Here is a 593-nt window from a genome sequence, read left to right as displayed (position 1 = left end):
CGGTAGGCGCCAGATCGGCCAGGCGGCCGTCATGGATCGTCGCGCCCTCCGGCCCGCCCATCAGCCCGCCCGGCACGGGGGTGGTGGTGTGCGCGGTGTGCGGGCCGCCGGTGAAAGGGTCCTTCATGAGCTCGGCATTGCCGTGGTCGGCGGTGAAGAGCAGCGCGCCGCCGGCGGCCTGGATCGCGTCGGCGATGGCGCCGAGTCCCGCATCCACCGCCTCGCAGGCCTTGATGGCGGCGGCCAGGATGCCGGAATGGCCGACCATGTCGGCATTGGCGAAGTTCAGGACGATGAGGTCCTGCTCGCCCGACCTGATCGCCTCCACCGCCTTCGCCGTCAGCTCCGGCGCGCTCATCTCGGGCTGGAGGTCATAGGTCGCGACCTTGGGCGAGGGCACCATGATCCGGGACTCGCCGGGGTAGGGCGTCTCCTCGCCGCCATTCAGGACGTAGGTGACGTGCGGATACTTCTCCGTCTCGGCCATGCGGAGCTGCTTGCGCCCGGCCTTGCTGACCACCGCGCCCAGGATGTCCTCCATGGATTGCGGCGGGAAAAGAGTCCCGATCAGGTGGTTCAGCTCGGTCGAGTCC

1 pseudogene is annotated in these 593 nt (G+C 69.6%); it reads right to left on the bottom strand.

Annotated features, from left to right (window positions below):
• Window positions 1-593 (bottom strand): annotated as a pseudogene (locus AC1DWF_RS36595) (2,3-bisphosphoglycerate-independent phosphoglycerate mutase); the annotation flags it as partial.

The sequence above is a fragment of the Aminobacter sp. P4_D5 genome (assembly GCF_056401815.1).
Note: the sequence above shows the minus strand (reverse complement) of the source record. Positions and strands in the feature narration are given on the sequence as shown.